16 protein-coding genes are annotated in these 18,998 nt (G+C 60.6%); 9 read left to right on the top strand and 7 right to left on the bottom strand.

The features are described from left to right. Positions 1 to 105: 105 nt before the first annotated feature. Complete coding sequence (gene rhaI, locus QD409_RS03665; protein WP_092845646.1) at positions 106 to 1,398, bottom strand: L-rhamnose catabolism isomerase; 1,293 nt, start codon at positions 1,396 to 1,398, stop codon at positions 106 to 108. 64 nt (positions 1,399 to 1,462) lie between these two features. Next, positions 1,463 to 3,559: a bifunctional rhamnulose-1-phosphate aldolase/short-chain dehydrogenase gene (locus tag QD409_RS03660; RefSeq protein ID WP_092845644.1), complete on the bottom strand. Its 2,097-nt coding sequence runs from the start codon at positions 3,557 to 3,559 to the stop codon at positions 1,463 to 1,465. Positions 3,560 to 3,766: 207 nt separating this feature from the next. Here QD409_RS03660 and QD409_RS03655 point away from each other — a divergent pair, with 207 nt between their 5' ends. The 8 genes from QD409_RS03655 (at position 3,767) to QD409_RS03620 (ending at position 12,491) form a co-directional block, all read left to right on the top strand. Beyond that, positions 3,767 to 4,579, top strand: a complete 813-nt coding sequence (locus QD409_RS03655; RefSeq protein WP_068393884.1) for a DeoR/GlpR family DNA-binding transcription regulator — start codon at positions 3,767 to 3,769, stop codon at positions 4,577 to 4,579. Between the two features lie 53 nt (positions 4,580 to 4,632). Beyond that, positions 4,633 to 5,628 carry a rhamnose ABC transporter substrate-binding protein gene (gene rhaS, locus QD409_RS03650; RefSeq protein WP_092845642.1) on the top strand — a complete coding sequence of 332 codons (996 nt, stop codon included), beginning with the start codon at positions 4,633 to 4,635 and terminating at the stop codon, positions 5,626 to 5,628. Between the two features lie 74 nt (positions 5,629 to 5,702). Further along, positions 5,703 to 7,238: a sugar ABC transporter ATP-binding protein gene (locus QD409_RS03645; protein WP_092845678.1), complete on the top strand. Its 1,536-nt coding sequence runs from the start codon at positions 5,703 to 5,705 to the stop codon at positions 7,236 to 7,238. A 112-nt stretch (positions 7,239 to 7,350) separates the two neighbouring features. Further along, positions 7,351 to 8,355 carry an ABC transporter permease gene (locus tag QD409_RS03640; RefSeq protein ID WP_092845640.1) on the top strand — a complete coding sequence of 335 codons (1,005 nt, stop codon included), beginning with the start codon at positions 7,351 to 7,353 and terminating at the stop codon, positions 8,353 to 8,355. After that, a complete protein-coding gene (locus tag QD409_RS03635) occupies positions 8,352 to 9,368 on the top strand; it encodes an ABC transporter permease (RefSeq protein ID WP_430761899.1) in 1,017 nt (338 codons plus the stop codon). The genes QD409_RS03640 and QD409_RS03635 overlap by 4 nt, the downstream gene beginning before the upstream one ends. Then, a complete protein-coding gene (gene rhaM, locus QD409_RS03630; RefSeq protein ID WP_092845636.1) occupies positions 9,365 to 9,691 on the top strand; it encodes an L-rhamnose mutarotase in 327 nt (108 codons plus the stop codon). The genes QD409_RS03635 and rhaM overlap by 4 nt, the downstream gene beginning before the upstream one ends. Then, complete coding sequence (locus QD409_RS03625; RefSeq protein WP_092845634.1) at positions 9,688 to 11,091, top strand: FGGY-family carbohydrate kinase; 1,404 nt, start codon at positions 9,688 to 9,690, stop codon at positions 11,089 to 11,091. The genes rhaM and QD409_RS03625 overlap by 4 nt, the downstream gene beginning before the upstream one ends. Before the next feature lie 293 nt (positions 11,092 to 11,384). After that, positions 11,385 to 12,491, top strand: a complete 1,107-nt coding sequence (locus tag QD409_RS03620) for a branched-chain amino acid ABC transporter substrate-binding protein (protein WP_092845632.1) — start codon at positions 11,385 to 11,387, stop codon at positions 12,489 to 12,491. 86 nt (positions 12,492 to 12,577) lie between these two features. Here the strand turns inward: QD409_RS03620 and QD409_RS03615 are convergent, their stop codons facing one another. From QD409_RS03615 to QD409_RS03600, 4 genes are all read right to left on the bottom strand, one after another. Beyond that, positions 12,578 to 13,402, bottom strand: a complete 825-nt coding sequence (locus QD409_RS03615; protein ID WP_092845630.1) for a sugar phosphate isomerase/epimerase family protein — start codon at positions 13,400 to 13,402, stop codon at positions 12,578 to 12,580. A gap of 29 nt (positions 13,403 to 13,431) precedes the next feature. Continuing rightward, the gene (locus tag QD409_RS03610) at positions 13,432 to 14,607 is read right to left on the bottom strand and encodes a dihydrodipicolinate synthase family protein (RefSeq protein WP_092845628.1); all 1,176 of its coding nucleotides are present in this window, start codon (positions 14,605 to 14,607) and stop codon (positions 13,432 to 13,434) included. Positions 14,608 to 14,619: 12 nt separating this feature from the next. Beyond that, the gene (locus QD409_RS03605; protein ID WP_092845626.1) at positions 14,620 to 15,777 is read right to left on the bottom strand and encodes a Gfo/Idh/MocA family protein; all 1,158 of its coding nucleotides are present in this window, start codon (positions 15,775 to 15,777) and stop codon (positions 14,620 to 14,622) included. 128 nt (positions 15,778 to 15,905) lie between these two features. Next, on the bottom strand, positions 15,906 to 16,613 hold the full coding sequence (locus QD409_RS03600) for a TetR/AcrR family transcriptional regulator (RefSeq protein WP_092845624.1): 708 nt from the start codon (positions 16,611 to 16,613) through the stop codon (positions 15,906 to 15,908). Between the two features lie 257 nt (positions 16,614 to 16,870). Between QD409_RS03600 and QD409_RS03595 the strand changes: the two genes are divergently transcribed. After that, a complete protein-coding gene (locus QD409_RS03595) occupies positions 16,871 to 18,094 on the top strand; it encodes a TIGR03862 family flavoprotein (protein ID WP_092845622.1) in 1,224 nt (407 codons plus the stop codon). A gap of 44 nt (positions 18,095 to 18,138) precedes the next feature. Here QD409_RS03595 and QD409_RS03590 read toward each other — a convergent pair whose 3' ends face one another. Continuing rightward, complete coding sequence (locus tag QD409_RS03590) at positions 18,139 to 18,906, bottom strand: GntR family transcriptional regulator (RefSeq protein WP_092845676.1); 768 nt, start codon at positions 18,904 to 18,906, stop codon at positions 18,139 to 18,141. Positions 18,907 to 18,998: the final 92 nt, after the last annotated feature.

Below are 18,998 nucleotides of genomic sequence, written 5' to 3'. Positions count from 1 at the left end.
GACCGATCAAAGGCGCATGCCTTGATGACCCATCCGGACACATGCGGATGGGGCGCCGCCGGGCAGGATGGGTGCCGGCGCTATCGTCGGCCAGCACCCCTAGTCTCAGATAATCCCACCGCCACCGGCGACAGAAGCCGGGCGCTCGGCGGCAACCTTGTGACGATAGCCGCTCGCCCTATAGGCCGCGACCGGATCAATGGCGCCACCGGCGCGGCGGCGTGCTTCAGCCAAGATAGGCTCGACATCGGCGCGATAAGCGCGCTTCAGCGTTTCCGATGCCATCAGTGCGTCATTCGCATCCTGATAATCGCCGAGTGCCTTTCGGTCGACGATCAGCGCCTGCGCATAGGCGCGACGGATCTCATTGGCGCTGGAAATCAGGCTCTCGATCGGGTCCGTGACATTGTGCGATTGGTCGATCATATGCGCCGGATTGAAATCATTGACGCCGCGCCGCTCCGCATCGACCAGCTCGTTGAAGACGAGGAACAAGCGATAGGGCTCGATAGCGCCGGCGTCGAGATCGTCGTCACCATATTTCGAATCGTTGAAGTGGAATCCGCCGAGCTTGCCGAACTGGATGAGGCGCGCGACGATCATCTCGATATTCGTATTCGGCGCGTGATGGCCGAGATCGACGAGGCAATGCGCCTTGGGGCCGAGCGTCTGCGCGATCAGATAGTTGGTGCCCCAGTCCTGAACGACGGTCGAATAAAAGGCCGGCTCGTACATCTTGTGCTCGGAGAACAGTCTCCAGTCATCCGGCAGGGCCTTGTAGATGTCGGCCATAGCGGCGAGGTAGCGCTCGAACGCCTTGGTGAAATTCGTCTGCCCCGGGAAGTTCGAGCCATCGCCGACCCACACGGTCAGCGCCTTCGAGCCGATCGCCTTGCCGATCTCGATGCATTCGATGTTGTGCTCAACGGCCTGGGCGCGGGTTGCCGCATCGACGTGGCTGAGCGAGCCGAACTTGTAGGAATGAGCTTGGCCGGGTGCGTCGGAGAACGTATTGGAGTTCATGGCGTCGAAGCCGAGGCCGAGTGCGTCGCCCTTGGCCTTGAGCTCGCGCGGGTCCGCCTTGTCCCAGGGAATGTGCAGCGAAACCTTGGGTGTCGTCCGGGTCAGCTGCTGAATAACGGCGCAATCGTCGAGCTTGTCGAAGATGCCGCGCGGCTCGCCTGTGCCGGGGAAGCGGGCGAAGCGCGTGCCGCCGGTGCCGACACCCCAGGACGGAACCGCAACGAAGAATTCGGAAACCTTCTTGGTCACAGCCTCGATGTCGACGCCGCGCCGGGCGAGCGTGGCGCCAAGCGCCTCATAATCAGATTTCAGCGCGGCAGCGCGCTTGCCGTTTTCTGCAGCAACCAGATCGGGCGCAATCCTGTATTCGGCCATTCTTTCCTCCCAAACGATGAAGGCCCGCGCCGGCAAGCGTAATGCTGGCGCGGGCCGTTTGATGTCAGCGCGTGAAGCTCTGTGCGTTGCCGGCGTCGACGTTGATGATGTTGCCGGTCGACTTGGCGGACAGGTCCGAAGCCAGGAAATAGATCGCCTCGGCAATGTCCTCAGGCAAGACATTCAGCTTCAGCATCGAGCGCTTGCGGTAATGTTCTTCCAGCTCGTCCACTTCGATCTTCGAGGAGGCGGCGCGCTGTTCACGCCATTCACCGTTCCAGATCTTCGAGCCGCGAAGAACGGCATCGGGATTGACCGTGTTCACGCGGATGCCGGCTTCCGCACCCTCCAGCGCCAGGCATCGGGCCAGATGAATTTCGGCAGCCTTTGCCGTGCAATAGGCGGCAGCATTCGGCGACGACGCGAGACCGTTCTTCGATGCGACGAAAACGACGTTACCGCCGAGGTTCTGACGGCGGAACAGCCGGAACGCTTCCCGCGAGACGAGGAAATAGCCGGTCGCGAGAATGTCGATATTGCGGTTCCACATCGAAAGCTCGGTGCTCTCGATCGGTGCAGACGATGCGATCCCGGCATTCGATACCAGAATATCGACCCCGCCGAACTCGACGCAAGCCTCGGCAAAAGCGGAGATGACGGCATCTTCCTTCGTCACATCGAGCTTGACGCTGCGCACCGCATCGGCACCGTACATCTTGGCGAAATCCGCCTGCGTGCTCTCAAGCGCCGCCTGGTCGATATCCGCCAGAACCACGCAGGCACCCTCGCCTACCAGACGCGCTGCCGTAGCGCGGCCGATACCACCGGCACCGCCGGTCACGAAGGCAACGCGGCCCGCCAGGCTCTTCGGCTTCGGCATGCGCTGCAGCTTTGCCTCTTCCAGCAGCCAATATTCGATATCGAAGGCTTCCTGCTCCGGCAGGCCCTGATATTCGGAGACCGTGGATGCGCCGCGCATGACGTTGATGGCGTTGACATAGAATTCGCCGGCAATGCGGGCGGTCGCCTTGTCGCGGGCAAAGGAAAGCATGCCGACGCCAGGAACGAGGAAGATCACCGGATTCGGATCGCGCATCGCAGGCGAATTGTCATGCTTGCAATCACTGTAGTAGCGCGCGTAGTCGGCGCGGTAATCTTCCAGTGCCTTGTCGAGACCGGCAATGACCGCATCGACATCGGGCTTTGCGGGATCGAAATTGACGATCAACGGGCGGATTTTGGTGCGCAGGAAATGATCCGGACAGCTGGTGCCGAGCGCCCCGAGAGGACGAAGGCTCTTGGAGTTGACGAATTCGAGCACGGCATCCTGATCGTCGAAATCGCCGAGCTTGCGCTCGGCCTTGCCGATGCGGCCGCGGATCTCGGGCATCAGCCGGGAGGCGATTGCACGGCGCTCCGCTTGCGGCAGGCTATCAGCGACCGCGCCACCGAAAATGGTCTTGCCCTCGGTCTTGGCGGCAAACCAACCGATCGCCTTGTTGATGATTGCAAGCGTCAACTCGTAGCAGGCCTTGGCATCATCGGCCCAGGTAAAGAGGCCATGGCTTTCCAGCACGACGCCCTTGGCATTCGGATGCGCCTTGACGAAGGCTTCGAGATCGAGCCCGAGCTGGAAGCCGGGACGGCGCCAGGGCAGCCAGCCGATTTCGTCGCCGAAAATTTCGCGCGTCAGCTCGCGCGAGTTCTTCGCGGCGGCAATGGCGATGATGGCATCGGGATGCATGTGATCGACATGGATGAACGGCACGAAGCCATGAAGCGGCGTATCGATGGAGGCGGCGCGCGCATTGAGATTGAAGGTGCAATGCGGCAGGAAGCCGACCATGCGATCCTCGTCGGCGACACCCTGATAGATATTCTTCAGGCTGTCGAGCTTGTCCTGGTAGAGCGTCGCGAAACCGTCGAGCTTGATGGTGCCGACGTCGCCGCCGGAACCCTTGACCCAGAGTACTCTAACCTTTTCGCCGGAGAGCGGATCGGCTTCCATGACCTTGGCCGACGTGTTGCCGCCGCCATAGTTGGTGATACGCTTGTCTGCACCGAGCAGATTCGATCGATAAAGCAGCTTGCCCGGCTCATCGAGGCCGGCCGCATATGCCTCATCCCAACGGTTCTTCAGAAGCTGAACGTCAGCCGCCATGTCATCCTCCCTTGAAATCAAGTCTTGCGAGCGGACCGGATCATGATGGCACCACTCTTTGTGAGCAGGGTATCGCTCACGCACAGTCACCTTGTCAATCGAAAACGATCATATTCGATAATGCTGCGATGCAATATGAAAGTTTATGATCGTTTCTGATTGACACATTGCCATATTTGCGAAATAACCGCCCTCAAGGAGGAGCCGATGCACGAACGTGAACGCCATCGCATTATTCTGAGCGCCGTACAGGAAAAACCTGTGGTGACGATTCAGGATATTTCCGAGCTGACAGAGGCTTCGGAAGCGACGATACGCCGTGATATCGCCGCCCTACATGTGCAGGGAAAGATCCGCCGCGTCCGCGGCGGCGCCGAATCAATCCACCCTGCGCAGCTCGGCAGCCTTGCCGGTCGCCCCTTCCGCGTTTCGGAATCTGTCAACATCGATAAGAAACGCGCAATTGCGCGCAAGGCCGCTGAATTGTGCAATCCGGGCGATGCCATCATCATCAACGGCGGCACGACCACCTTTCAGCTCGTTCATTACATCTCGGCCTTCCGGCTGCAGGTGATGACCAACTCCTTCGCCATTGCCGAACATCTGGTCAAGCATTCGAAAAATACGGTGACCGTTCCGGGCGGCGCGATCTATCGCGAGCAGAGCCTGATCCTGTCGCCCTTCGACAATGACACGACCCGCAATTTCTACGCACGGCGCATGTTCCTTGGCGCACAGGGTGTCGGCCCGCTCGGCATCATGGAGGCCGACGGACTGCTGATCCAGAGCGAGCAGAAGCTGATGCGCCAGGCCGATGAACTCATCGTCATGGTCGACTCCAGCAAGTTCCGTCAGCGCTCCAGCCTGATCCTTTGCCCACTCGAACAGGTGACTACGATCATTACCGATGACGGCATTTCGGCAGACACGGTGCGGATGATCGAGGGCGCAGGCGTATCGCTGATTATCGCGAATGTTTCGGCTGAGGCCGAGGAGGAAGATTCCCCGTCGGTCGCATAAGGGACGCGGCTGTGACGGGGGAAGCATAGCCTATCAACTTGGGAGGAAGAGACATGAATATAGCAAAGAAACTGGCGATCGGCGTCGCGCTCGCCGCGACACTGATGGCTGGCACGGCCAGCGCAAAAGACATCAAGATCGGCCTCGTGGTGAAGTCGCTGGGCAACGGCTTCTTTGAAGCCGCCAACAAGGGCGCGCAGGAAGCTGCCAAGGATCTCGGCGGCGTGCAGGTGATCTACACCGGCCCGACCTCGACCACGGCCGAAGGCCAGATCGAAGTGATCAACTCGCTGATCGCACAGGGCGTCGATGCCATCGCGATTTCGGCAAACGATCCCGATGCAGTCGTCCCGGCCCTCAAGAAGGCGACGCAGCGCGGCATCAAGGTCATCTCCTGGGATTCCGGCGTCGCAAAGGCCGGCCGTATCCTGCAGCTGAACCCATCGTCCAATGAGCTAATCGGCAAGATGTGCCTGACGCTCGCCAAGGATCATCTCGACGGCGGCAAGGGCAACTTCGCCATCCTGTCGGCCACAACGACGTCGACGAACCAGAACATCTGGATCGGCGAGATGAAGAAGCAGCTCAAGGACTTCCCGGGCCTCAACCTGGTCACGACCGTTTATGGTGACGATCTCTCTGACAAGAGCTATCGTGAAGCCCAGGGCCTCCTGACCTCGCATCCGGAAGTCAAGGTCATCGTCGCCCCGACGACGGTCGGCGTGCTTGCCGCTTCGCAGGCCGTCAAGGATGCCGGCAAGATCGGCCAGGTTTATGTGACCGGCCTCGGCCTGCCGTCTGAGATGGCCGGCGCGATCAAGTCCGGCGCGACGAAGGAATTTGCGATCTGGAACCCGATCGATCTTGGCTACTCTGCAACGCAGATCGCCTATCGCCTCGTCAAGGGCGAGACCGACGGCAAGCCGGGCAGCGAGATCAATGCCGGTCGCATGGGCAAGATCAAGGTTGGCGAAAACGGCGAAGCCGCCATGGCCGACCCGTTCGTCTACAACGCTTCGAACATCGATCAGTTCTCCAAGGTTTTCTGATCGAAGACAAGCATCCGCAGCTCTCCGGCGGCATCAGCCGCCGGACCTGGCTTCATTGATCCGGTACATTGCTGATGACCACAGTCCTTCAACGTTCCCTAGCGGACGCACCAACCGCGAGCAATACGGCCATTCTGGAAATGCGCGGCATTTCTCAGATCTTTCCCGGCGTCAAGGCGCTGGATGGCGTCAGCATTTCGCTTTACCCCGGCAAGGTGACCGCCCTTATCGGTGAAAATGGCGCGGGCAAATCGACCCTCGTCAAAATCCTGACCGGCATCTACCGTCCGAACGAAGGCGAAATCCTCGTCGACGGCACGCCGACGGCTTTCGCCAGTGCACAGGCCGCCATCGATGCCGGCGTCACGGCCATCCATCAGGAGACAGTGCTCTTCGATGAGCTAACCGTTGCCGAAAACATCTTCCTCGGCCATCCGCCGCGCACGTCCTGGCGTACCATCGACTGGAAAACGATGAACAGCCGGTCGAGGCAGCTTCTTGAATCGCTCGAAAGCGCGATCGATCCCGCGACCAGATTAAAGGACCTCTCCATTGCGCAGCGCCACCTTGTTGCGATCGCGCGCGCTTTGTCGATCGAGGCCCGCATCGTCATCATGGACGAGCCCACCGCCGCCCTGTCCCGCAAGGAGATCGACGATCTTTTCCGCATCGTCGAAGGGTTGAAGGCAAGGGGCAAGGCCATCCTGTTCATCAGCCACAAGTTCGACGAGCTTTATGAAATCGCCGACAATTTCGTCGTTTTCCGCGACGGCCGCGACGTCGGCCACGGCGATCTGAAAACGACGCCACAGGACGAGATCGTCCGCATGATGGTCGGGCGTGATGTCAAGGACGCTTTTCCGAAAGTACCCGTGACCATCGGCAACACCGTTCTCGAAGTGGACAGATACTGTCACCGCACGGAATTCCGCGACATCTCCTTCAAGCTTAGGCGCGGCGAGATCCTTGGCGTTTACGGCCTGATCGGCGCCGGGCGCTCCGAGCTTTGCCAATCGCTCTTCGGCATCACCAAGCCGCTGTCCGGGCGATTGACGCTCGATGGACAGGAAATCCATGTGCGCTCGCCGCAGGACGCCATCGGCGCCGGCATCGTCTACGTGCCGGAGGAGCGTGGTCGCCATGGCCTCGCCCTTCCGATGCCCATCTACCAGAATATATCGCTTCCGTCGCTCGGACGCACCTCGCGAAAGGGCTTCCTGAAGGCCGCCAACGAATTCGCACTTGCGCGCAAATATGCCGAAAGGCTCGATCTGCGCGCTGCCGCCCTTTCCGTGCCGGTCGGCACGCTTTCCGGCGGCAACCAGCAGAAGGTGGTCATCGGCAAGTGGCTCGCGACACAGCCGAAGATCATTATTCTCGACGAACCCACCAAGGGTATCGACATCGGCTCCAAGGCAGCCGTCCACGGTTTCATCAGCGAGCTGGCGGCCGAAGGCCTCAGTATCATCATGATCTCCTCCGAACTGCCCGAGATCCTCGGCATGTCGGATCGCGTGCTGGTCATGAAGGAAGGTTTGTCTGCAGGCCTGTTCGAGCGCGAGGGGCTGACGCCGGAAACGTTGGTACGCGCCGCCACGGGCAACGCATAGAGCGTCATGGCTTTTCTTCGATCAGCCAGAACGCTCTCCTTGTTTGTTTTTGCCGCATTTGTGCGACGCCAGGTGAGGACGCCTGGCTGCAAGATGCTCTAGGGAGGACGGGATGCCACGCATCCTCAGAAAGCGCGAAACACTGCTCGCCATCATCATCGTCGTGATGATCGCCGGTTTCGCAACGCGTGCGGTCGGCTTCGCCGAGCCCGCCAATCTCGCCAATATCTTCAACGACACCTCGATCCTCATCATTCTGGCCCTCGCCCAGATGACGGTCATCCTGACGAAGTCGATCGATCTGTCCGTCGCCGCAAACCTGGCACTGACGGGCATGGCGGTTGCGATGCTGAACGCGGCCTATCCCGACATTCCACTGATCGCGCTCGTCGTCATGGCGATCCTGATGGGCGCAGTTCTCGGCGCCATCAACGGATATCTCGTCTGGGCCCTGGAAATCCCGCCGATCGTAGTCACGCTCGGCACTTTGACGATCTATCGCGGCATGGCCTTCGTGCTGTCGGGTGGCGCCTGGGTCAATGCGCACCAGTTCACGCCGATCTTCTTGAACGTGCCGCGCACGCCGCTTCTCGGCCTGCCGGTGCTTGCCTGGATCGGCATCGCGATCGTGCTCATGATGTATCTGGTGCTGCGCTATACGCAGTTCGGCCGCTCGGCCTATGCCAGCGGCGGCAATCCGGTTGCGGCCGTCTATGCCGGCATCGACGTCGGCTGGACGCGCTTCCTCGCCTTCGTCCTATCCGGCGCGCTCGCCGGCCTTAGCGGCTACCTCTGGGTATCGCGCTACGCCGTCGCCTATGTCGATATCGCCAACGGCTTCGAGCTCGATAGCGTGGCAGCCTGCGTCATCGGCGGCATTTCGATTGCGGGCGGCGTCGGTTCAGTGGCCGGTGCGGTATTGGGCGCCTTGTTCCTCGGCGTCATCAAGAACGCCCTTCCGGTCATCGGCATCTCGCCGTTCACGCAGATGGCGATCTCCGGCACCGTCATCATCCTTGCCGTCGTCTTCAACGCTAGGCGCGAACGCAACCGCGGCCGCATCATCCTTAGAGATCAGGCCGCAAAGGACACCGCCAGCCAGGGGGCAAGCGCATGAGCAACGGTTCGCAAGCGGCAACGGCGGAAAAACGCGTCATTCCGGATCGCCTCGGGACGCCGTTCAAACGCATCCTGGCAAGCTGGGAAACGCTGCTCCTTGGCGTCGCGGTCGCCATTTTCATCTTCAATTCGCTGGCCTCGCCCTATTTCCTCGATCCCTACAATCTCTCGGACGCGACCTTCAATTTCACCGAAAAGGCGATGATCGCCTTTGCCATGGCGCTGCTCGTCATTGCGGGCGAAATCGACCTTTCGGTCGCAGCGATCATCGCGCTCGCCTCGACGGCTATGGGCGCTGCCGCGCAAGTGGGCGTCGGCACGCCGGGCCTCGTCGCCATCGGCCTGGGCGTCGGCCTGGTTTGCGGCACCTTCAACGGCTTCCTCGTTTCCGCACTGAAACTGCCGTCGATCGTCGTCACCATCGGCACGATGAGCCTGTTTCGCGGCATCTCCTATATCGTGCTTGGCGATCAGGCCTATGGCAACTATCCGGATAGTTTCGCCTATTTCGGCCAGGGCTATGTCGTCTGGGTCTTCTCCTTCGAATTCGTGCTCTTCATCGTGCTGGCGATCGCTTTTGCTATCCTGCTGCATGCCACCAATTTCGGTCGCCAAGTCTATACGATCGGCAATAATGATTTCGCCGCACGCTTCTCCGGCATTCCGGTCGAGCGGGTCAAATTCATCCTGTTCCTCCTGACCGGCATCATGAGCGGAATTGCCGCCGTGTGCCTCACCTCGCGCCTCGGCTCCACGCGCCCCTCGATCGCACTCGGCTGGGAACTGGAAGTGGTCACGATGGTCGTGCTCGGCGGCGTATCGATCCTGGGCGGTTCGGGGACGATCGGCGGAGTCGTCATCGCCGCCTTCGTGATGGGCCTCGTCACCTTCGGCCTCGGCCTGCTCAACGTTCCGGGCATCGTCATGTCGATCTTCATCGGCCTCCTCCTCATCATCACCATCGCCCTGCCGATCGTCGCAAGGCGCATCAGGACCATGAGCTCCAAATGATCGCAGCCCTCGAACGCCACGCCTTCAAGATGAAGCTCAATCCAGGCATGGAAGCGGAATACAGGAAGCGCCATGACGAAATCTGGCCGGAACTTGTGGACTTGCTGCATCAGGCGGGAGCCAGCGATTATTCCATCCATCTCGATCGCGAGACGAACACGCTTTTCGGCGTGCTGACTCGGCCGAAGGATCACACCATGGCGAGCTTGCCCGAGCATCCCGTCATGAAGAAATGGTGGGCGCATATGGCCGATATCATGGCGACCAATCCCGATAACTCGCCCGTTCAGAGCGATCTGGTCACGGTTTTTCATCTGCCATGAGCGACTTTAAGGCCTACCGCAATATCGCCGTGATCGACATCGGCAAGACCAATGCCAAGGTCGTCGTCCTCGATGCCCGGACCGGCGCGGAAATCGCTGTCGTCAAAACGAACAATAGCGTGCTGAAGACCGCCCCCTATCCGCACTACGATATCGAAAGGCTTTGGGGGTTCATCATCGAGGCATTGAAGAGCTTTGCAGCGGCGCCCGGCTTCGATGCCATATCGATCACCACGCATGGCGCCTCGGCTGTATTGCTCGATGCCCAAGGCGGTCTTGCCTTGCCCGTGCTCGATTACGAACACAGCTATCCGCAAGCCGTTCAGGAGGCCTATGCGCAATTGCGCCCGGCTTTTGCCGAAACCTTCTCGCCAGAGCTCTCGGGTGGCCTGAATGTCGGCGCGCAGCTCCACTATCAGAAGAACACCTTCCCGGAGGATTTCGCTCGCGTCGCGACAATCCTGACCTATCCGCAATATTGGGCGTTTTGCCTGACTGGCATTGCCACAAATGAAGTCACCTCGCTCGGCTGCCACACCGATCTCTGGAATCCGACGGCTGGAGCCTATTCCTCCCTCGTCGACACGCTCGGCATTCGCGAACTGATGGCGCCGGTACGCTCGGCATTCGACGCTCTCGGACCGGTGCTGCCCGCGCTTGCCGCCGAGATCGGCCTTGTCGCACCGGTGCCTGTCTATTGCGGCATCCATGATTCCAACGCATCGCTGCTGCCGCATCTTGTCGACAACGACGCGCCTTTCGCCGTCGTGTCGACGGGAACATGGGTGATCAGCTTTGCCGTCGGCGGCGATCTCGACCATCTCGATCCCGAGCGCGATGTCCTTGCCAATGTCGATGCCTATGGCCGCGCTGTGCCTTCCTCCCGTTTCATGGGCGGTCGCGAATTCGAGATCCTGGCGGCGAAGATCGGCACGGCGCCGTCAGACGCCATTGCAGGTGCGCTCGAAAGGGTGATCGAAAAGAATTTCATGCTGCTGCCGAATGTCGTCGCGGGGTCCGGGCCATTTCCAGGCAGCAAGATGCGCTGGATCGGTGAGGCCTCGATGGACACAGCCGAACGCCTGGCGGCCGTCAGCCTCTATCTCGCTCTGATGACCGAAGCCTGCCTCGGCCTGATCGGCGCCAAGGGACCGGTCTTCGTCGAGGGCCCTTTTGCCACCAATGGCGCCTATCTGATTGCCCTGGCCGCGTTGACCGGCGCCGAGGTCATCGCTCTGCCCGGCTCGACGGGAACGAGCCAGGGCGCCGCCCTGCTGACCGGCATTCGCCCCCACACCACCATGGCAAGCGCACCTGTTCGCGCCGAGTTGCCCGGGCTCACCAACTATCGAGAAGCATGGCGCGAGGCGCTGAGCTGTGGCGGGCAGCCGATCAGATAGGTGTGGCGGCAGTGATCGCAACCCATGCCTGTAAGATTGCAGCAACCATCACTCGATGAAAATTTCCGAAAAATCGCCGAAATTGTCTTCGCGACGGTTATTTTCTTGCGGAATCGTCGCAACATTCCTAGAGAAAATACTCTCATGAACGCTTTCAAGGTCAAAAATGTCCGAAAGCGATCATCGGCTTCGATGCCAGTCCTGTCTCCTTAGGGAGGCGCTTACGGCAGTTGCGCTTCGAGACAGGTGGGGGGTTCAAAGGGCGATGCCGCGCCCATCCAAGGAGAGATAACATGAGTCTGAAGACATTGACGGCCGCGACCTTCGTCGCTTCGCTGGCCTTCGCACCTCTCGCGCATGCGGACATCACGATCGGCCTCATCGCGCCGCTGACCGGCCCGGTCGCCGCCTACGGCGAACAGGTCAAAAACGGAGCGCAGACCGCAGTCGACGAAATCAACAAGAGCGGTGGCGTTCTCGGCCAGAAGCTCGTTCTGAAGCTCGGCGACGACGCCGGCGACCCGAAGCAGGGTGTGTCCGTTGCCAACGGCTTCGTCGGCGACAGCATCCACTTCGTCGTCGGCCCAGTCACGTCGGGCGTTGCCATCCCGGTTTCCGATGCGCTTGCCGAAAACGGCATCCTGATGGTTACGCCGACCGCAACCGCTCCGGACCTGACCAATCGCGGACTGACCAATATCCTGCGCACCTGCGGCCGCGACGACCAGCAGGCCACTGTCGCTGCCAACTACGTGGTGAAGAACTTCAAGGACAAGAAGATCGCTATCCTTGACGACAAGGGCGCCTACGGCAAGGGCCTGGCAAAAGCCTTCAAGGCGACCCTCAACAAGGGCGGCGTAACCGAAGTGCTCGCCGACTCCCTGACCCCGGGCGAAAAGGACTACAGCGCCCTGACGGCAAAGCTGAAGCAGGCAGGCGTCAACCTGATCTACTTCGGCGGCTACCATCCGGAAGCCGGCCTTCTGGCCCGCCAGCTGCATGACATCTCCGTCCAGGCGCAGATCATCGGCGGCGACGGCCTGTCCAACACCGAATACTGGGCGATCGCCAACAACTCGGCTGCCGGCACCCTCTTCACCAACGCCTCTGATGCTCTGAAGAACCCGGATTCGCAGACGGCCGTTGCGGCCCTCAAGGCACGCAACATTCCGGCGGAAGCCTTCACCCTCAACGCCTTTGCCGCCGTACAGGTGCTGAAGGCTGGTATCGAGAAGGCCGGCAAGGCTGACAACGCCGAAGCCGTCGCCACCGCGCTGAAGAAGGGCGAACCTGTCGATACCGCCATCGGCAAGGTTACCTATGGCGAAACCGGCGACCTCACCTCGCAGAGCTTCTCGCTCTACAAGTGGGAAAACGGCAAGATCGTTTCGGCCGAATAAGCCGTTACTTCAATGCTTTGCAATGCAGCCGGGCCACTCGTTGGCCCGGCTTTATTATTGGTGGTCCATGCGTGAACCGCTACGATTCAGCAAACGGTGCGGAAACGCTCGACGCAGGTAAACAGAACTTCTTCACCCGGTCGCTTCCACCAGTTGTTTTGGGAAAAGATCTCGACTTCCTGCAGACCGAAAAAGCCCGCTTTCTCGATCTCGGCGCGGATGCGCTTGAGGTCGATAACGCCGTCGCCCATCATGCCACGATCAAGCAGCAGGTCCGTGGTTGGGACCAGCCAATCGCAGATATGATGCGCCAGGATTCGCCCGCCAGCACCGGCACGCGCGATCTGCTCATGAAGCTTCGGATCCCACCAGACATGGTAGACGTCGATGGCAACGCCGATGCCGTCGCCGAGAAGATCGCAAATGTCGAGCGCCTGCTCCAGCGTGTTCACGCAAGCCCGGTCGGCAGCATACATCGGATGCAGCGGCTCGATCGCCAGCGGAATACCGGCGCTGCGGGCATGCGGCAGGATCGCCGCGATACCATCGGCCACCATCTCGCGGGCATGAGCGATATCCTTCGATCCTCCAGACAATCCGCCGACGACGAGAACAAGGCAATCGGCATTCAGTGCCGCCGCCTCATCGATCGCCCGCTTGTTGTCGTCGATCGCGGCTACCCGGCCCTCGGCATCAACAGCCGGAAACATGCCGCCGCGGCAAAGGCCGGTCACCTTGAGCTTGTTATCGGCAACGATCCTAGCAGCTTCGCCAAGGCCGATCTTGTGAACCTGATCGCGCCAGGGGGCGATCGCGACGATATCCTGCTTCAGGCAGGCTTCGACCGCCTGGCGCATGTCATATTGCTGGCGCACCGTCGCTAAATTGATGGATAGACCTTTTAGGGCCATTGCGCTGCTCCTCCCCAATCGCTTTTCCGCTATTCGATGCCGACGGTGGCCAGGATCGTCTTCATCCGACGCACCGCCAGATCCGGATCGCGCAGTACGCGGGCGGCATCCGCCAATCGGAAAAGCTCCGAGAGATGCAGGATGGAGCGCGTACTCTGCTGGCCGCCAAGCATCTGGAAGTGATCCTGAAAACCATTGAGATAGGCGAGGAAGACGACGCCGGTCTTGTAGAAGCGTGTCGGCGCCTTGAAGATATGACGCGACAGCGGAACGGTCGGCGCCAGGATCTGATGAAAGGCATCGAGATCGTTGTCGGCGAGCTTCGCCAGGGCGGCACTCGCAGCCGGACCGATGGCATCGAAGATGCCGAGCAGCGCGTGCGAATAGCCCTGCTCGTCGCCGGCGATCAGTTCGGCATAGTTGAAATCATCGCCCGTATACATTTTCACCGACGGATGGAGCCGCCGGCGCATGACGATTTCCTTCTCGGCCGAAAGCAAGGAGATCTTGACGCCATCGACCTTGGCGGCGTTCCGGTTGATGATCGCGACGGCCGTTTCCATCGCCTGCATATCGTCAGTCGATCCCCAATAGCCCGCGAGGGCCGGATCGAACATCGAGCCGAGCCAGTGGATCATCACCGGCTCCTTGACCTGTCCGAGAATGCGGTCGTAGACGCGGACATAGTCGTCAGGGCCTTTGGCAGCCGCGGCAAGCGCGCGGCTTGCCATCAGGATGATGCGGCCACCCTGCCCTTCGACATAGGCAACCTGCTCCTCATAGGCACGAATGACATCGTCGATCGTGACATCCGGGCCTGGCGGCAGGTGATCTGTGCCGGCGCCATAGGCGATCATGGCATCCGGCCGTCCGCGAGCCGCGGATTGCGCATGCGCGATCAGTTCTTTTGCACCGGCCCAATCGAGACCCATGCCACGCTGCGCCGTATCCATCGCCTCCGCCACGCCGAGACCGAGATCCCAGAGATATTCGCGGAAGGCGATGGTCCGCTCCCAGTCGATATTTCGGTCGAGCCAGGGATCGTTGTCGGCGAAAGGATCGACGACGACGTGAGCGGCGGCATAGGCAACACGATTGAACCGATGGCCGCCGGCCGGCTTAAGGGGAGCGCTCAACGGCGCATTGATCGGCGTGAAATCGGCAACCGTGCCGCCAGCCATTGGCAAGCGAAGGCTTCTCGTCATGATGCCGGCTCCTCAGCGAGCAGAAAGTGCGGGAACATCAACCCAGCGGCGCTCGGCCCAGCTCTGCTGCGCCAGCTCCGCCAGCTGCACGCCCTTGGCGCCTTCGCGAAGCGTGAATTTCCACGGCGTATCCTCGGCGATATGGCGCAGATAATCTTCCCATTGCGCCTTGAAACCATTGTCGAAGACCTGCGTGTCCGGCACCTCATCCCAAGTGTCGAAGAAGTTGATCGGCTGCGGCTGGTCAGGGTTCCAGACCGGCTTCGGCGTATTGACCCGATGCTGCGTCCAGCAGCGCATCAGGCCGCAGACGGCAGAACCATGCGTGCCGTCGACCTGGAAGGTGACGAGATCGTCGCGACGAACCCGTACCGCCCAGGAGGAATTGATATGAGCGATGACCCCGCCTTCCAGCTCAAACGTGGCATAGGCGGCATCGTCGGCATCGGCGACGTAGGTCTTGCCGTTCTCGTCGACGCGGCTTGGAATATGGGTGGCGCCGAGGCAGCTCACCGATTTGACCTCGCCGAACAGATTGTCGAGCACATAGCGCCAATGCGGCAGCATATCGAGGATCATTCCGCCGCCCTCTTTTTTGCGGTAGTTCCAGGAAGGACGCTGTGCCTTGACGCCCCAATCGCCTTCGAACACCCAGTAGCCGAACTCGCCGCGCACGGAGAGAATCTTGCCGAAGAAGCCGCTGTCGCGCAGCATGGCGATCTTGCGCAGGCCCGGCAGGTATAGCTTGTCCTGGACCACGCCGTTCTTGACGCCGCTGCGTTCCGCGGAGGCGGCGACCGACAGCGCCTCCTCCAGCGTTTCCGAGATCGGCTTTTCGCAATAAACGTGCTTGCCGGCGGCAATCGCCCGCTCGAGCAGTTCGACGCGCATCTGCGTCGAGCCGGCATCGAAGAAGATCGTGTTATTCGGATCGGCAAGAGCGGCATCAAGATCGGTCGTCGTCTTGGAAAGACCATGCTTGCGGGCGATCGACTCGATCTTTTCCGCATTGCGGCCGACAAGCACCGGCTCGGGCATCAGCCGGTCGCCATTTGCCAACAGGACCCCACCCTGCTCACGGATCGCCAGGATCGAACGCACCAGATGCTGATTGTAGCCCATGCGGCCGGTGATGCCATGCATGATGATACCGATCGGCTTCGTTGCCATAAGTCATTCCTCCCGTAAATAACTATATAGTTACATAACTGACATGGCAAAGCGGTGCTGTCAACGGCCAACGTCAATAGCCGCAGTGCAGATCACCCGAGATTATCGAACTTGTGTAGAGAGGGCGCCTAGGGGCGTAGATAGGCAAAAATGACGTCGACGATGTGCTCGCCCCAGGCGTCGATCTCCGCCTTCTCGGAAAGGTTGCGCCGGAAGATCGTCGACAGCGTCCAGCGGTTCGTCAGGAAGAACGAGCCTAGTGCTGCAATGCTCATATAAATTTTGACGGGATCGCAGTCGGCACGGAAGTCGCCTGCAGCAGTCCCGCGATCGAGCAGGCCGGAGATCTCGGAAACCAGCGGCGAATGCAGCTCGAAAATGCGCGCCGACCGCTTCAGGAAGCGGGCCTTGTGCATGTTTTCCGTGCTGAGAATACCAAGGAATTCAGGGTGATCCAGAAAATATTGCCAGGTGAAAACAACCAGCTCCCGCATGCCGTCTGCAGGTGAGCGATGGGAAAGATCGAGCCTTGCCTCAGCCGAGCGGATGGCGATGTAGCTGCCTTCGAGAACGGCGACGTACAGCGCGTCCTTGCCGCCGAAATAGTGGTAGAGCATCCGCTTGTTGATCTTGGCGCGCTCGGCAATGGCATCGACGCGTGCGCCGCCATAGCCGCGCTCGGCAAATTCCTTGGTTGCGGCCGCAAGGATCGCCTTGCTGGTGCGTTCCGCATCTCTCAAACGTGGCCGTTCCGATGACGCTCGCGAGGATGCCTGATCCGCATTTGCAGGGTCTTCGCTCTTCGTGCGGCGCTTTACGGTTCTGGCTTCCGGCATTATGGCTCCTGGCGGCATCTCTCAAGGCTGCGACGCCTTTCTTCTCGCCGATAAGTAACCGATCATCGCATAAGTTGACAGTCCCTTGCGATGTCCTGCTCGTAGTAACCAGACGGTTATATCGATTGAAATGTGGATATATGCCCGGCTGCGCGATCGGACACCGCATGGATTTCCCTGACAAATGAAGGCGGCGACCTTGCTTTCGCCGCCGGTCCGGCTCAAGAGAGCGAAGAGGAACTGACACCGGATAGCTCATGGCTGAGAAGCATATCGCAATCATCGGCGGCGGCCCTGCAGGGCTGATGGCGGCAGAAATCTTGTCTGCGTCAGGCCACCGAGTGACCGTCTACGACAGTATGCCGACGGTCGCGCGTAAATTCCTGCTCGCCGGCAAATCCGGACTGAACATTACCCATTCGGAAGAATTCGACCTGTTCGCCAGTCGCTTCGGCGCGGCGTCACGCCGACTGCGCGCCGCTCTGGATGGTTTCAAACCGAACGATATCAGAACCTGGGCCGACGGATTGGGAACGGAGACCTTCATCGGTTCGTCGGGTCGCGTCTTTCCGAAGGCCATGAAGGCATCGCCGCTGCTGCGCGCCTGGCTCGCCCGGCTGGAGGCGCGGGGCGTGAACATCATGATGCGGCACCGCTGGTCTGGCTTCGCCGACGACCGCCTGATTTTCGAAACGCCGCAGGGGCAAAGCATCGTCGAATATGGCGCTGTCCTCCTCGCACTTGGCGGCGCCAGCTACCCCCGATTAGGTTCGGATGCCGCTTGGGTCGACAGGCTTCGAGACAAGGCGATCGATGTCACCACCTTCCAACCCGCCAATTGCGGTTTCGACGTCGCCTGGAGCGCTCCGTTCAAAGACCGTTTCGCCGGCGCGCCGCTCAAGGCGGTGACGGCAACCTCGGAGGCTGGAACCTTTCCCGGCGAATTCGTCATATCGCAAGCCGGCATCGAAGGCAGCCTCGTCTATGCGCATGCCGCTGCCTTGCGCGACCGGCTGGCAAACGGAAACAGCGCAGCGCTCGTCATTGATCTCGCGCCCGGACGCACGGGCGAGCGGTTGGCCAGCGATCTGGCCCGACAGGATCCGAAGGCCAGCCTTTCCAACCGCCTGCGCAAGGGTGCGGGGATCGAGGGCGTGAAGGCCGGCCTCGTCCGCGAACTTGCCGAACCCCCTACCCTTTCGCATCCGGAAAGCCTCGCTCGTCTGATCAAGGCCTTGCCGATTCCACTGTCTAGACCGAGGCCCATTGCCGAAGCCATCTCGTCGTGCGGCGGCATCCGCTGGAGCGAAATCGACGACAGCTACATGCTGAAAAAGCTCCCCGGCATATTTGTCGCCGGAGAAATGATCGACTGGGAAGCGCCGACCGGCGGCTATCTCCTAACAGCCTGCTTTGCCACGGGACGCGCTGCGGCCGAAGGCATGGATGCCTGGCTCAAGCGTCAAACGACGCGGGCCTGAGCGCTTGGCTCATCACCCCGCGATGAACGGAGGCGCCGACATTCCTACGGTCGCGTATCAATAAGCCGCTTCGGCCCTTCCTTCACGTCCACCTCGTCCTCGGAGCGGATATAGACCTGCAGTGAATAGCCAATATGTTCGGTCATCAGCGCCTTGGCGCGATCGAGATCGCGGTCGAGCGCTGCGTCCATCAGCGCCGTATGATGCTCGATCGCCATCGCGTCCTGCAGGGCGGCAGCGGCCTTCTCATAGCCGAGGCTCAGGCCGGCGGCGGCGCGCTGCGTCGGTGTCAGACCGAGAAAACGGTGATGACGGCGAAGCTGGTCGCTAATGGTGGACTGGAAACGGAAAAGCCAATGCGAGGTCGCCGCACTCAGGAGTGCCGCATGGAAGGCCGTATGCTTCTCGTCCCATTCGTCGGCCACCTCATCCGAAGCGTCATCGGGTGTGATCTTGCAGCGAGACAGGCGATAATGAGCTATCACGACAGCCGATTCCCAATCCGGGCCGCCCTTTTCGATCGATTCCAGGAGCAACGGCATTTCGACGATCATGCGCGCCCGCATCAGGTCTTCCAGTTCCGCCCGCGAAACAGGAGCAACGGCAAAGCCGCGATTGCTCACGGCCGTCACCAGTTTCTCGGCCTCCAGCCGTGACAGCGCCTCGCGAAGCGGCGTCCATCCAAGGCCATAGCTATCCCGCAGAGCGCCAAGCCGCAAAGATGCGCCGGGCCTCAGCCTCGTATTAAGGATATCGCGTCGCAACAGCAAATAAGCTGCCTCCGTCTTGCTCAACGTATCCTTGTCCTGCATGATCCTCATCCCCGTCATCTTCAGGCTAAGATTATATATAAAACCGCCGTGGCGGGGAAATATATATTAAAGATTGGCGCAGTGCATATCAT

Origin of the sequence: Rhizobium sp. BR 315 (assembly GCF_050577975.1) — a bacterium.
GTDB lineage: Bacteria > Pseudomonadota > Alphaproteobacteria > Rhizobiales > Rhizobiaceae > Rhizobium > Rhizobium miluonense.
Note: the sequence above shows the minus strand (reverse complement) of the source record. Positions and strands in the feature narration are given on the sequence as shown.

Bases quoted from the DNA above. Each gene is read 5' to 3' on its own strand.
- QD409_RS03610 (WP_092845628.1), bottom strand. From the start codon at position 14,607: ATGACGAGAAGCCTTCGCTTGCCAATGGCTGGCGGCACGGTTGCCGAT.
- QD409_RS03620 (WP_092845632.1), top strand. From the start codon at position 11,385: ATGAGTCTGAAGACATTGACGGCCGCGACCTTCGTCGCTTCGCTGGCC.
- QD409_RS03605 (WP_092845626.1), bottom strand. From the start codon at position 15,777: ATGGCAACGAAGCCGATCGGTATCATCATGCATGGCATCACCGGCCGC.
- QD409_RS03655 (WP_068393884.1), top strand. From the start codon at position 3,767: ATGCACGAACGTGAACGCCATCGCATTATTCTGAGCGCCGTACAGGAA.
- QD409_RS03640 (WP_092845640.1), top strand. From the start codon at position 7,351: ATGCCACGCATCCTCAGAAAGCGCGAAACACTGCTCGCCATCATCATC.
- QD409_RS03595 (WP_092845622.1), top strand. From the start codon at position 16,871: ATGGCTGAGAAGCATATCGCAATCATCGGCGGCGGCCCTGCAGGGCTG.
- QD409_RS03600 (WP_092845624.1), bottom strand. From the start codon at position 16,613: ATGCCGGAAGCCAGAACCGTAAAGCGCCGCACGAAGAGCGAAGACCCT.
- QD409_RS03625 (WP_092845634.1), top strand. From the start codon at position 9,688: ATGAGCGACTTTAAGGCCTACCGCAATATCGCCGTGATCGACATCGGC.
- rhaM (WP_092845636.1), top strand. From the start codon at position 9,365: ATGATCGCAGCCCTCGAACGCCACGCCTTCAAGATGAAGCTCAATCCA.
- QD409_RS03615 (WP_092845630.1), bottom strand. From the start codon at position 13,402: ATGGCCCTAAAAGGTCTATCCATCAATTTAGCGACGGTGCGCCAGCAA.
- QD409_RS03645 (WP_092845678.1), top strand. From the start codon at position 5,703: ATGACCACAGTCCTTCAACGTTCCCTAGCGGACGCACCAACCGCGAGC.
- QD409_RS03590 (WP_092845676.1), bottom strand. From the start codon at position 18,906: ATGCAGGACAAGGATACGTTGAGCAAGACGGAGGCAGCTTATTTGCTG.
- QD409_RS03635 (WP_430761899.1), top strand. From the start codon at position 8,352: ATGAGCAACGGTTCGCAAGCGGCAACGGCGGAAAAACGCGTCATTCCG.
- rhaI (WP_092845646.1), bottom strand. From the start codon at position 1,398: ATGGCCGAATACAGGATTGCGCCCGATCTGGTTGCTGCAGAAAACGGC.
- rhaS (WP_092845642.1), top strand. From the start codon at position 4,633: ATGAATATAGCAAAGAAACTGGCGATCGGCGTCGCGCTCGCCGCGACA.
- QD409_RS03660 (WP_092845644.1), bottom strand. From the start codon at position 3,559: ATGGCGGCTGACGTTCAGCTTCTGAAGAACCGTTGGGATGAGGCATAT.